General features: G+C 66.0%; 10 protein-coding genes. 3 read left to right on the forward strand and 7 right to left on the reverse strand.

Annotated features, from left to right (window positions below; translation table 11 throughout):
• The first annotated feature begins 72 nt into the window (after positions 1–72).
• Entirely contained in the window at positions 73–579 is a 507-nt protein-coding gene (locus E2I15_RS20730; protein ID WP_137480476.1) for a tyrosine phosphatase family protein, read from the forward strand.
• 108 nt (positions 580–687) lie between these two features.
• On the forward strand, positions 688–3,393 hold the full coding sequence (locus tag E2I15_RS20735; protein WP_137480473.1) for a DUF2339 domain-containing protein: 2,706 nt from the start codon (positions 688–690) through the stop codon (positions 3,391–3,393).
• A 24-nt stretch (positions 3,394–3,417) separates the two neighbouring features.
• Here E2I15_RS20735 and E2I15_RS20740 read toward each other — a convergent pair whose 3' ends face one another.
• From E2I15_RS20740 to E2I15_RS20770, 7 genes are all read right to left on the reverse strand, one after another.
• Entirely contained in the window at positions 3,418–3,651 is a 234-nt protein-coding gene (locus E2I15_RS20740) for a DUF6894 family protein (protein ID WP_016844381.1), read from the reverse strand.
• A 139-nt stretch (positions 3,652–3,790) separates the two neighbouring features.
• Positions 3,791–4,369 carry a hypothetical protein gene (locus tag E2I15_RS20745; protein WP_137480471.1) on the reverse strand — a complete coding sequence of 193 codons (579 nt, stop codon included), beginning with the start codon at positions 4,367–4,369 and terminating at the stop codon, positions 3,791–3,793.
• A 187-nt stretch (positions 4,370–4,556) separates the two neighbouring features.
• Positions 4,557–5,543 (reverse strand): acrylyl-CoA reductase (NADPH), encoded by a 987-nt coding sequence (acuI, locus tag E2I15_RS20750; RefSeq protein WP_137480469.1) that lies wholly within the window; start codon positions 5,541–5,543, stop codon positions 4,557–4,559.
• A 100-nt stretch (positions 5,544–5,643) separates the two neighbouring features.
• Positions 5,644–6,888 carry an MFS transporter gene (locus tag E2I15_RS20755; protein ID WP_137480467.1) on the reverse strand — a complete coding sequence of 415 codons (1,245 nt, stop codon included), beginning with the start codon at positions 6,886–6,888 and terminating at the stop codon, positions 5,644–5,646.
• Between the two features lie 190 nt (positions 6,889–7,078).
• On the reverse strand, positions 7,079–8,557 hold the full coding sequence (locus E2I15_RS20760; protein ID WP_137480465.1) for a cell wall hydrolase: 1,479 nt from the start codon (positions 8,555–8,557) through the stop codon (positions 7,079–7,081).
• 328 nt (positions 8,558–8,885) lie between these two features.
• Positions 8,886–11,795 (reverse strand): pyruvate, phosphate dikinase, encoded by a 2,910-nt coding sequence (gene ppdK / locus E2I15_RS20765; RefSeq protein ID WP_170991627.1) that lies wholly within the window; start codon positions 11,793–11,795, stop codon positions 8,886–8,888.
• A gap of 91 nt (positions 11,796–11,886) precedes the next feature.
• Complete coding sequence (locus E2I15_RS20770; protein WP_016844375.1) at positions 11,887–12,042, reverse strand: DUF3096 domain-containing protein; 156 nt, start codon at positions 12,040–12,042, stop codon at positions 11,887–11,889.
• Positions 12,043–12,276: 234 nt separating this feature from the next.
• On the opposite strand from E2I15_RS20770, the gene E2I15_RS20775 reads away from it, so the two are divergent.
• Complete coding sequence (locus E2I15_RS20775; RefSeq protein WP_137480461.1) at positions 12,277–12,636, forward strand: DUF1236 domain-containing protein; 360 nt, start codon at positions 12,277–12,279, stop codon at positions 12,634–12,636.
• Positions 12,637–12,661 lie beyond the last annotated feature (25 nt).

The raw sequence follows: 12,661 nt of genomic DNA on the forward strand, positions 1-12,661 counted from the left end.
GGCATAGCACCCCCGCCTTTGCCCGCTCGGGAGCAGCCGTTATAATCCGGCGTACCCGATAGAAGGACCATCATGCTTCACGTCTGCTCGCTTGCCGCACTCTCCGACACGGTTCGTGCCACTGGTGCCAGCCATGTGCTGACCGTGATGGCCAATGTCGACCAGGTGCAGCGGCCGCCTTCCGTGCTTCCGGCCAATCATCTGAAGGTGTCGATGGACGACATCATCGAACAGATGGACGGGTTCGTCGCGCCGAACGAGGCGCATATCGAGAAGGTGCTGAGCTTCGTGCGCGGCTGGGATCGCCAAGCACCGATGGTGGTGCATTGCTACGCCGGCATCAGCCGCTCGACCGCGAGCGCGTTCGCCACGGTCTGCGCGCTCAACCCGCACCGCGACGAAATGTCCATCGCCCGGATGATCCGCGAGGCCTCGCCGATCGCGGCCCCCAACCGGCTGATCGTCAGCCTCGCCGACAAGGCGCTGGGGCGCGAGGGCCGGATGCTGCGCGCACTCGACGCGATGGGTCCCGGCAGCATGAGCGTCGAAGGCCGGCCTTTCCACATCGATCTGGACTAAGCGCGGCCGGCCACGGCCGATCGCTTGAACTTCCGGTCCTCCTCACTGCACTACTAGGTTGCGACGGGCCGCCGGCTGGCCAAGTCCGGCGCGTCCTGCTGGAGGCCCATGTTCGATTCGCCGTTCGACTTCCTGACGCTCGTCCTCGCCATCGTCGCGATTATTTTCGCGCGCAAGGCGCTGGGCCGGATCGACCTGCTGCAGCGGCGCCTGGATGCAATCGAGGCAGCGGGCGGCGCCGCCGCGCCGACGGCCGTGCCGCCGCCGCTGGCTCCGCTGCAGGCGTTCGAGCAGACGCCGCCGACGGCGCCTTCCATCACGCCGCCGCCGCTCCCGGAGGCAGCTCGCAGCGAGCCGGATACGCAAGCCGGACCGACCGCGGACGCGCCCGGTGCCGCGCCACCGCCCCTGCAAGAACCGCCAGCCCCGCCGCAGCCGGCACCCGGCTTCGAGGAGACGCTCGGCACGCGCTGGGTGGTTTGGATCGGCGGCCTGACGCTCGCGCTCGGCGGCTTCTTCATGGTGCGCTATTCGATCGAGGCCGGGTTGCTCGGCCCCGGCGTTCGCACGCTGCTCGGCGGACTATTTGCGCTGGCGCTGCTCGGCGCCGGTGAATGGACGAGGCGCCAGGAAAGCATCTCCAATATCGCGGCGCTGCCGATCGCCAACATCCCGGCGATCCTCACCGCGGCCGGCACCGCCGTGGCATTCGCCACCGTCTACGCCGCCTACGCGCTGTACGACTTCCTCGCGCCCGCAACCGCTTTCATCCTGCTCGGCATGGTCGCGCTCGGCACGCTGGCCGCCGCGCTACTGCACGGACCCGCGCTGGCCGGGCTCGGCATCGTCGGCGCCTTCGTCACGCCGCTGCTGGTGTCGTCAGACAAACCCGACTTCTGGTCGCTCTACATCTACCTCGCCATCGTCACGGCGGCGGCGTTCGGCCTCGCGCGCATCCGGCTGTGGCGCTGGCTCGCGGTCACGACGATCGCCTTCGCGCTGCTGTGGACCTTCCCATGCCTGGCATGCGGGTCCGAGATGATCGCACCCCATGTCTTCCATGTCATCGCGGGCTTCGTGCTGGCGGCACTGCTCGTGGTCTGCGGCTTCATGTTCGGCCCTGACGGCGATGGTGAGGAGATCGAGCCGATTTCGTCGGGCTCGCTCGCCGCCTATCTGCTTGGCGCGATGCTGATCGTGCTCAACAGCGCCCACGCCGACACGGCGATGATCGGCTTTGCGCTGCTGGCAGCCGCAAGCCTGCTTGTCGCTTGGCGGGCGCCTGCCGCTACCCGTGCGATCGGCGCCGCGTCGATCTTCGTGTTCATTGTATTCGGCGAATGGGCCGTCCGCCGCAACGTCGACATGCTGGTGCTGCCGGGCGGCGCGATCCCCGGCATCGGTCCGTCCGCGACCGACGGCTCGGTCTCGCTGCATCTCGTCACCGCGGCGCTGTTCGCAGCCGCCTTCGGCATCGCCGGTTTCCTCGCACAATTCCGTTTTGCCACCGCGAAGGTCACGGTGACCTGGGCCGCGGCGGCCGTGTTCACGCCGGTCGCGCTGCTGGTCGCGCTCTATGCACGCATCGCGCATCTCGACCGTTCGATCCCGTTCGCGATCCTCGCCGTGCTGCTGGCGGCGGCCTACGCAGCCGCGACCGAGGCGCTGACCCGGCGCGGCGAGCGGCCGGAGCTGTCGCCGTCGATTGCGTTGTCCGCCACCGGCGCCCTCGCCTCGCTGGCGCTGGCGCTGACCTTCGCGCTCGACAAGGGCTGGCTCACTATCGCGCTCGCGCTGGTGTCGATGGGCACGGCGTGGCTGTCGGTGCGGCGGCCGATCCCGTTCCTGCGCTGGCTTGCCGCGATTCTGGCCGGCATCGTCGTGCTGCGCGTGGGCTATGAGCCGCGGATCGCGGGCGACGCCGTCGGCACCACGCCGATCTTCAACTGGCTGCTGTGGGGTTATGGCGTGCCGGCGCTGTCATTCTGGGCGGCAGGCCATTTCCTGCGCCGCAACCGCGACGACGTCCCGCTGCGCATCGTCGAATCCGCCGCGATCCTGTTCACGGTGCTGCTCGCCTTCATGGAGATCCGCCACGCGGTCAACCGCGGCGATGTCTATTACGCCAGCGCCGGGCTGACCGAGGTCGCACTGCAGGTCGGCGTGACGCTTGCGATGGCGATCGGACTCGAGCGGCTGCGCCTGCGCAGCGGCAGCATCGTGCATAATGTCGGCGCGATCCTGCTGACCGCGTTCGCCGGGCTTGCCAGCCTGTTCGGGCTGCTGGCGCTGGAGAACCCGATGCTGTGGTGGCAGGACGTCGGCGGCAGCTTCATCAACCTGCTGCTGCTCGGCTACGCGCTGCCGGCGGTGCTGGCGCTGCTGCTGTCCTATGCGGTGGCGGGCCATCGTCCTGCCGGCTATGCCAACACGATCGCCGCCGGCGCGCTGGTGCTTGCGCTCGCTTACGTCACCTTCGAAATCCGCAGGCTCTACCATGGACCGGTGCTGACGCGCGGCGAGACGACGGGCGCGGAACAATACACCTATTCGATCGCCTGGCTGATGTTCGGCGTCGCGCTGCTCGGCATCGGCGTCGTCGTCAACTCGCAGCGGGCACGGCTCGCGTCTGCGGCGGTGATCGGGTTGACGATCCTGAAGGCGTTCCTGATCGACATGTCGACGCTCACGGGTGTCTACCGGGCGCTGTCGTTCATGTGCCTTGGCATCGTGCTGGTCGCGATCGGCTGGCTGTATCAGCGGATCCTGTTTCGCAGGCGGGCCGCTCCGCCGCTCGCGCAGGCCGAGGGTTAGAACTTGCCGTGCTGAAAAACAGCTTCAGTCGACGGACTCGGCGACCAGTCGAATCCTGAACACAGGTTTTCTGCCCTCGTCGAGCAGCTCCATGTGCCATTCGCTGTTCTGCTTCAGATTGCGCGAGATGCTGCCGAGGAAATTTCCGCAGACCTTGGTCATCTCGGCCCAGGCCACATCGCGGCTTTCAAACTCCGTCGCGTGGTCGGATGCACCAGCGTAATCGCCGTCACTGATTCGAAAAAAATATTGCGCCATATGACTACTCAAAATCAGAGTCCCCAATGTCCCGCCTCGCGGCGAACGCCAGGTATTGAGTAGCGAGCAAGGCGTGGCGACCGCCATCCGTATGACTACGGCTTGGCGGCGCTATTCCCGCTAGCGCGCAGATGAAAGGTTAGTCAGTGGAGCGGCGCAATTCCGGCGCGCTCTCGACCTTGGCGGGCTCGGCCTTGACCGGCTCGAGCTTCGCGCTTCCGACCTGCGGCGTCTCAACGCGCGACACTTCGGTCTGCGAGGCATCCGCGGATCGGGTGCGCGGATGCAGCGAGCGCGGACGCGCCGCCGCGCGCGCCATCAGCATCTGCTGGCCGCCCTGGTGATGGAAATCGCAATAGGCAAAGCCCATGCCGGAGACCGAACCGCGGAACGTGCGGTCGTCCTGCTTGTCGAGATTGAAGCACGGTTCGAACGGAATGCCCTTCAGGGACGCGCAAACGCTCTGACCGCGGATCTGCAGCGTGTTGCCGGGCAGGCGCACGTGACGGATCGGCCCCGAGCCGGAGAACTGGATCGAGCCTGTCGCACCCAGATCATCGAGGATGCGGCCGGCGCCACGGGTGCCATCGAAACAGGTGAACGCGAATACCTTGCCGGCGACGAACCTGCGGGCCTCATCGGCGTTCATCATGCCCGCGAATGCCGGCACGACCATCGCTCCGGCCGTGACGGCCCCCAAAACCAAACGCGCAAGCATGAGCTACTCCACTGACGAGCGCGGGCACCCGCTCCTTGTTGCGCATGATCCCCGCGACCGACGCTTCTCGGCGTCTGCGCGAGGAAACCCGGCCCCCCGGGATCATGCCGCAAGTCTCTTTACCCGCTGCTTACCATACCAACAGTGGCAACATTGGAGCAGCTTGGTTGGTAAAGTCTGAACGTCCTCAGACTATTTTTACCACGATGCGGCCGCGGACCTGGCCACCGAGGATTTTCGCGCCAAAGCCCATGACTTCGTCCAGGACGATTTCGTGAGTGATATCAGCCAGTTTTGCCTTGTCCAGATCGCTGGCGAGGCGGCGCCAGGCGGTCCTCCGCAGCTCGATCGGACACATCACTGAATCGATACCGAGAAGGCACACACCCCGCAAAATGAAGGGCGCGACCGACGACGGCAGGTCCATACCGGCCGCCAGACCGCAGGCCGCGATGGCTCCGCCATACTTGGTCATCGACAGCAGGTTGGCGAGCGTGGTCGACCCGACGCTGTCGACGCCGCCGGCCCAGCGCTCCTTCGCCAGCGCCTTGGGCGCACCTGACAGTTCGGCGCGGTCGATCACCTCGGTGGCGCCGAGACCCTTGAGATAGTCGGTCTCCGACATCCGCCCGGTCGACGCGATGACGTGGTAGCCGAGCTTCGAGAGCACGGCGATCGCCACCGAGCCGACGCCGCCGGCGGCACCCGTGACCACCACCGGGCCGCTCTTCGGGGTGAGACCGTGCTTCTCCAGCGCCAGCACCGAAAGCATCGCGGTATAGCCGGCGGTACCGACCGCCATCGCATCGCGGGCCGAGATGCCGTCGGGCAGCCGCACCAGCCAATCGCCCTTGACCCGGGCCTTTTCGGCATAGGCGCCGAGATGGGTCTCGCCCATGCCCCAGCCGTTGCAGACGACCTTGTCGCCCGCCTTCCAGTCCGGATGGCTGGATTGCTCGACCGTGCCGGCGAAATCGATGCCGGCGATCATCGGGAACCGGCGCACCACCGGCGCCTTGCCGGTCAGTGCGAGGCCGTCCTTGTAGTTCAGCGTCGACCACTCGACGCGGACGGTGACGTCGCCGTCCATCAGCTCGGCTTCGTCGAATTGTGTGAGTGCGGCGGTGGTACCCTTGTCCGCCTTGTCGATCCTGATTGCCTTGAACGTTGCCACGATGTGCACTCCCCGTAATCTTGGTTTCGGGGAATGGTTTAGAGCATGATCCGGAAAAGTGGAAACCGGTTTTCCGGACAGATCATGCTCAAAGAGAGGATCAGGCAGGCTGCGCAACCGGGCGGACGACGGGCTTTTCGACGATCGGCAGGTTGATCAGCGCCGACAGCACGCCAAACAGCACCGACAGCCACCAGATCGGGGTGTAAGAACCATACTGCTCGAACACGATGCCGCCGAGCCAGACCCCAAGGAAGCCGCCAACCTGATGGCTGACGAAGGCGAAGCCGTACAGCGTCGCAAACCAGCGCGTGCCGAACATCAGCGCCACCAGCGCCGAGGTCGGCGGCACCGTGGAGAGCCAGGTCAGGCCAGAGATCGCGCCGAACGCGATCGCCGAGAAGGTCGTGATCGGGAACGAGATGAAGGCGATGATCGACAGCGCGCGGGTGAAGTAGATCACCGACAGGATGTAGCGCTTCGGGAAGACGTTCTGCAGCCAGCCGACGCTGAGCGAGCCCACGATGTTGAACAGGCCGATCGCCGCGATCACCCAGCCGCCGGTCGATGCCGGAATGCCGCGGTCGGCGAGATAGGCCGGCAAATGCACGGTGATGAAGGCGAGCTGAAAGCCGCAGGTGAAGAAGCCGAGCACCAGCAGCACGTAGGAGCGATGGCCGAACGCCTCGGCCAGCGCGGTCTTGAACGACTGCTGATCGGCGGGCGCGGCGTCATTCGTCTCCGCCGGCGGCGTCGAGAGCGCCAGCGACAGCGGCAGGATCAGCAGCATCAGCGCGCCGAATACGAGGAGCGCGGTCTGCCAGCCGAAATTGTCGATCATCGCGACGCCGAACGGCGCGAACAGGAATTGGCCGAACGAGCCTGCGGCGGTGCCGGCGCCGAGCGCGATGCCACGCTGCGCGGGCGGCAACAGCTTGCTGAACGCCGACAGCACCAGGTTGAACGAAGAGCCCGACAGGCCGAAGCCGATCAGGACGCCGGCGCCGATGTCGAGCGACAACGGCGTCGTCGAATAGCACATCAGCAATAGACCCGCGGCATACAGCAGCGCGCCGACGATCATGACGCGCAGCAGGCCGAAGCGGTCGGCAATTGCACCGGCGATAGGCTGGCCGAGCCCCCACAGCAGGTTCTGCAGCGCCAGCGCGAGGCCGAACACGTCGCGGCCCCAGGTGAACTCATGGCTCATCGGCTGCACGAAGAAGCCGAGGCTGGAGCGCGGGCCGAAACTCAGCAGCGCAATCGCGCAGCCGCAGACGATGATGACAAGCGGCGTGCGCCACGTGCCCGACGTCGGTCGCAGATCCCCGGTGGTAACGGCCATCTTGTCTTCCCCCGCAACTGCCGCGCGGGGAGCAGCCCCGCCGAACGTTACGGGGAGTTAATGCAGATGCATGGAAATCCCAAGAGGCGTCGGAGAAAAATATTCGCCTGCAGGGCTGCTCTGCAGAATCGGAGAGGATGATGACCGTCATTCCGGGGCACGCCGGCCGCGGAACGGGCGGCAGAAGGCCCTATCGCCGGGCGCTGGCCTGCTCGGCCGAGCTCCGGGCGGCCTCGGCGAGCTGCGCCGAGATCTTGGCGGTCTCGGCCGGGTTGCCCCAGCTCGGCGCGTCGCTGCCGTCGCCCCAGGCGCGCGGGCGATAGAAGGTATGGACGCCGAACTTGTACATCTTCTTCATCTCGCTGACCCAGGACGGCCGCACCCAGTAGGCGTGGTAGTGGGTCGAGCGGTCGACTTCCGGCAGCCACAATTCGCCGTCGAGCATCGCCTTCGCGATCTTCCTGGCGCGATCCCACATGTCGGGCTCGCGGACGACGTCCGGGATGTTGTCGCAGGCGAAGGTGAACTGACAGGCGTAGTGGCGGTTCTTGTTCTGGTAGACCACGCCGCACACTGTCTCCGGATATTTGCCGGAGAAGGCGCGGTTCAGCACCACCTGGGCGACCGCGATCTGGCCACGCACCGCTTCGCCGCGGGCTTCGAAATAGACCGCCTCCGCGAGGCACTTCTCCGACTTGGCGCGCGACTTCTCGTCGAACAGGCCGAGCCGCTCCGCCGGCGTCTTGGTGTGCTGGTCGTCGGCATTGACCTCGCCCTTCGGCGCGATGCTCTCGCCCATCTCGCCGGCCTTGACCGGACCGTCGGCATCGACCGGCAACGATGCCATCACCTTCATGTCGGGATCGGGCGTTGCTGCCGGCGTCACGACAACCGGCGCCTCGCCGGGCTGCCAGCGCTCGAGGTTCTCCGGTGTGCCGAGCGACGAGCCGAAGAACAGGCTGGCGGTCTGGAATGCGAACGGGTCGCGCTCGCGCGCCGCATCGGCGGGCGCAACCGCGGGCTTCGCGGGCGCGGGTTTCAGATCGTCGAGCGGGTTGGCCTCGAGCGACAGCGACACGTCGTTCTGCTGTGGCGACGGCTTGGCATATTGCGGCAAGGGCGGCGCGCGCAGCGCCTCCTGCAATTCAGGATCGAGCGGCGCGCTGTCGGCCGGCGCGGTCGCGGTCTTCATGCCTTTGACCGACGAATTCGATGTCGCGGAATCCTCGTTCGCCGGCGCGGTATTTGCAGGCTCCGCAGGTTCGACCTGATCGGGCCGCCGGACGACGAGGCGATCGCCCTTCAGGGTGCGATCGACCTTGGGAAAATCAGATGCCTGGTAGCGCGGCGGCGGGGTCGTGATCGGATTGCGCGTCACCGTTCCGGTGATGTCGAGGTTCGAACTGTCCAGTCTTGCGAGCAGGATTTGCGGGGCTTGCGGCGCGGACGTGCCGATCGGACGACCGAAACTGTAGGTCGCGACCTGGATGGAGCCGACGGCGGAGGCGAAGACGCGCTTCTGCCAGCGCTCGGCGACGCCGGGCTGCCGGGCCAGGAGCGAGGCAATATCCTGATATCCGATCTCGGTCGGCATCAGTGCGAAGATGCCAAGACCGAGACCGAAGAGCGCAAGACGTGCGCCCTTCGGCTGGTTACGCGACACAAACATCGTACGCTCACGCAACGCTTACTGAGTGCAATCGAACGCGGTACATCCGCGCAATTCGACCTTTCTCGTTGCTAAACCGTTTAGGTTGCCGCGGAGTTAATCGGCGTTGCTCGCGCGCTACACTCAAGCGATCGCAGATGTTTCGCATGTTGCATTGCGCGCTTTGGTAAACGCACGGCGCACGAAGGTCGTAAACAACAGGTCAACAGGGATGGTGAACAAGGTGTTACGCGGCACCGTCGCCGCGTGCTGACGACAACGCACGCAAGAAGCAAAAATGGCCGGGACTTGGTCCCGGCCATTGCAGTTCTCTGAACTACGTAATCGCTCACGCCTGGCTGGCGATCTCCTTGCCGAGCGCGGCCTGCGCCGCGGCGAGACGCGCGATCGGCACGCGATAGGGCGAACACGAGACGTAGTCGAGCCCGACCTCGTGGCAGAACGCGACCGACGCGGGATCGCCGCCGTGCTCGCCGCAGATGCCGACCTTGAGGCTCGGCCGCGTCTTGCGGCCGCGGGTGACACCGATCCTGACGAGTTCGCCGACGCCGTCGCGATCGACCGAGATGAACGGATCGATCTCGAGGATGCCCTTGGCGACATAGGTGCCGAGGAAGCTCGCGGCGTCGTCGCGGCTGATGCCGTAGGTGGTCTGCGTCAGGTCGTTGGTGCCGAAGGAGAAGAACTCCGCGGTCTCGGCCACCTCGCCCGCCATCAGGCAGGCGCGCGGCAGCTCGATCATGGTGCCGACCTGGTAGCTCAGCTTGACGCCGGTTTCCTTCATCACCGCGTTGGCGGTCGCATCGATCCGCGCCTTGACCAGATCGAACTCGGCCTTGGTCGCGATCAGCGGCACCATCACCTCGAGACCGACCGGCTTGCCGGTGCGCTTGCCGGCCTCGACGGCGGCCTCGAAGATCGCGCGCGCCTGCATCTCGGCGATCTCCGGATAGGCGATCGCAAGACGGCAGCCGCGGAAACCGAGCATCGGGTTGAACTCGGAGAGTTCGCGGGCGCGGTCGGCGAGCTTGCGCGGATCGGTGTTCATGGCGCGCGCCACTTCCTCGATCTCGGCCTGGGTGTGCGGCAGGAACTCGTGCAGCGGCGGATCGAGCAAGCGGATGGTGACGGGCAGGCCCTGCATGATCTCGAACAGCTCGACGAAGTCGGCGCGCTGCATCGGCAACAGCTTCGACAGCGCGGCGCGGCGCGACTGCTCGTCCTCGGAGAGGATCATCTCGCGCACGGTGCGGATGCGGGTCTCCTCGAAGAACATGTGCTCGGTGCGGCAGAGGCCGATGCCCTCGGCGCCGAACTTCACCGCGGTGCGCGCGTCATCGGGCGTATCGCCGTTGACGCGAACGCCGAGCTTGCGGACCTCGTCGGCCCAGCCCATCAGCGTGCCGAACTCGCCGGACAGCTCCGGCTCGATCATCGGCATGCGGCCGGCCAGCACCTGGCCGACCGAGCCGTCGATGGTGATGACGTCGCCGGTCTTGAAGGTGCGCGAGCCCACGCTCATGGTGCCGCGGCCGTAATCGACGCGGATGGTGCCGCAGCCGGAGACGCAGGGCTTGCCCATGCCGCGCGCGACCACCGCCGCGTGCGAGGTCATGCCGCCGCGGGTGGTGAGGATGCCTTCCGCAGCGTGCATGCCGTGGATGTCTTCCGGGCTGGTCTCGATGCGGACCAGGATCACCTTGCGTCCGTCGGCCTGCAGCTTGGCCGCTTCGTCCGACGAGAACACGATCTCGCCGGAGGCAGCGCCGGGCGATGCCGGCAGGCCGGTCGCGATCACGTCGCGCTTGGCGGCCGGATCGATGGTCGGGTGCAGCAGCTGGTCGAGCGAGGCCGGATCGATCCGCGTCACCGCGTCCTTGCGCGAGATCAGGCCTTCATTGGCGAGCTCGACCGCGATGCGCAGCGCCGCTTTCGCGGTGCGCTTGCCGCCGCGGGTCTGCAGCATCCACAGCTTGCCCTGCTCGACCGTGAACTCCATGTCCTGCATGTCGCGGTAGTGCTTCTCGAGCAGCGTGTAGATCCGCGTCAGCTCCTTGAACGCGACCGGCATCGCGGCTTCCATCGACAGCTTGTCGGAGCCGGATTCCTGGCGCGCTTCCTCGGTGATGTCCTGCGGCGTGCGAATGCCGGCGACGACATCCTCGCCCTGCGCGTTGATCAGGAACTCGCCGTAGAGCTTGCTTTCGCCGGTCGAGGGGTTGCGGGTGAACGCGACGCCGGTGGCCGAGGTCTCGCCCATGTTGCCAAACACCATCGCCTGCACGTTGACGGCGGTGCCCCAAGATTCCGGAATGTCGTGCAGCTTGCGATAAGTCACCGCGCGGGCGTTCATCCAGGATGAGAACACGGCGCCGATCGCGCCCCATAGCTGGTCGTGCGGATCCTGCGGGAAGTCGTGGCCGGTCTCCTTGGCGACCGCCTCCTTGTACTTGCCGACCAGCTCGACCCAGTCGTCGCCGGTGAGGTCGGTGTCGAGCGAATAGCCCTGGCCGTCCTTGAAGGTGTCGAGGATGTCCTCGAAGTGATGATGCTCGAAGCCGAGCACCACGTCCGAATACATCGTGATGAAGCGGCGATAGCTGTCATAGGCGAAGCGGCGGTCGCCGGAGAGTTCGGCGAGCGCCTCCACGGTGCGGTCGTTCAGGCCGAGGTTGAGCACGGTGTCCATCATGCCCGGCATCGAGGCGCGCGCCCCCGAGCGGACCGAGACCAGCAGCGGGTTTTTGGCGTCGCCGAACGTCTTGCCGGTCAGCTTGCCGACATAGTCGAGCGCCTTCTCAACCTGTGCTTTCAATTCCTTCGGATACGTCTTATCGTGCTCGTAGAAATAGGTGCAGACCGAGGTCGGAATGGTGAAGCCGGGAGGCACCGGCAGGCCGAGATTGGCCATTTCCGCGAGGTTGGCGCCCTTGCCGCCGAGCAGATTGCGCAAGGTCGCCTGGCCCTCGGCCTTGCCGTCGCCGAACGTATAGACCCACTTGCCGGCCTTGATCGCAGCCGGGGCGACCTTCTTCGCAACGGCCTTCGCCGGCGCCTTGCTGGCGGGCTTTGCGGCCGGCTTTGCAGCCGATTTGGGGGCGGCTTTCGGCGCCGCCTTCGGGGCGCTCTTCTTTAGCGCCTTGCGCACGGGCGCGGCCTTGCGGGCTGCGGCGGAGGGCTTTGATTTCGCTGCTGTTTTCTCGGCAGTTTTCTTGGACTTCGCGACGGCTTTGGCCATGTCAGACAACAATCCGAAAAGAGGGGTCGAAGATGCGCGCCTTACACCATTTTGAGGGGTTCCGCGCAAGCCGCGAAACCCCGCTTTCCCGCTAGAGGTGCAGCCAGCGCAGCAGACCCATCCCCACGAGCCCGACGAAGATCAAATAGATCGCGACGATGTAATTGAGGAGCCGCGGCATGATCAGGATCAGGACGCCTGCGATCAGAGCCACGATAGCAGGCAGATGCCCAGCGGTGATGGTCATTGAAGTGTTCTCCGGGGTTTCTTGGAGGAGCGAATCGAGCGGCAGTCTATCCGCTGAGGGGGGTTCCCACATCAAGACGCCCGCACGGCCTGAGAGTTCCCGCAACTCACGAAAATTGCTCCAAATTGCCGCGTATATGGCGGCGGTTGTCCGGAACATCACCGCAGCCGATGCATTGGCTCGCCGTGCGCATCGGCGAAGGCTGGCGCGCACTGAAAAAGAATGGAGCGAGCCATGCGAAACAGATTACTTGCCGTTGCAGTGGTTGCTGCCGCGATCACGGTGCCGGCTGTTGCCGCACAGGCCCAGACCGTCGGCATCGTCCGCGGTGGTCCGGCTGTCGCCGTCGAGGATGACGGAGGCATCGCGGTCGAACAGCGTCCGGCATTCCGCGAATACATTGTGCGCGAGCGTGTACCGAACTACACCATTCCGGATCGCGTCGTGGTCGGCACCGTGCTGCCGGACGCCGGCGTGACCTATTACGACGTGCCGCAGCGGTTCGGCGCGACGCCCTATCGTTACACCGTCGTGAACGGTGAGACCGTTCTGGTCGAGCCGCGTTCGCGACGGATCGTTCAGGTGGTCGACTAGATCAACGTCAGCACGATCGCCTGAA

This window comes from Bradyrhizobium sp. BR2003 (assembly GCF_009720285.1).
Lineage (GTDB): Bacteria > Pseudomonadota > Alphaproteobacteria > Rhizobiales > Xanthobacteraceae > Bradyrhizobium > Bradyrhizobium elkanii.

Bases quoted from the DNA above. Each gene is read 5' to 3' on its own strand.
- E2I15_RS20770 (WP_016844375.1), bottom strand. From the start codon at position 12,042: ATGACCATCACCGCTGGGCATCTGCCTGCTATCGTGGCTCTGATCGCA.
- E2I15_RS20775 (WP_137480461.1), top strand. From the start codon at position 12,277: ATGCGAAACAGATTACTTGCCGTTGCAGTGGTTGCTGCCGCGATCACG.
- E2I15_RS20735 (WP_137480473.1), top strand. From the start codon at position 688: ATGTTCGATTCGCCGTTCGACTTCCTGACGCTCGTCCTCGCCATCGTC.
- E2I15_RS20745 (WP_137480471.1), bottom strand. From the start codon at position 4,369: ATGCTTGCGCGTTTGGTTTTGGGGGCCGTCACGGCCGGAGCGATGGTC.
- E2I15_RS20740 (WP_016844381.1), bottom strand. From the start codon at position 3,651: ATGGCGCAATATTTTTTTCGAATCAGTGACGGCGATTACGCTGGTGCA.
- ppdK (WP_170991627.1), bottom strand. From the start codon at position 11,795: ATGGCCAAAGCCGTCGCGAAGTCCAAGAAAACTGCCGAGAAAACAGCA.
- E2I15_RS20755 (WP_137480467.1), bottom strand. From the start codon at position 6,888: ATGGCCGTTACCACCGGGGATCTGCGACCGACGTCGGGCACGTGGCGC.
- E2I15_RS20760 (WP_137480465.1), bottom strand. From the start codon at position 8,557: ATGTTTGTGTCGCGTAACCAGCCGAAGGGCGCACGTCTTGCGCTCTTC.
- E2I15_RS20730 (WP_137480476.1), top strand. From the start codon at position 73: ATGCTTCACGTCTGCTCGCTTGCCGCACTCTCCGACACGGTTCGTGCC.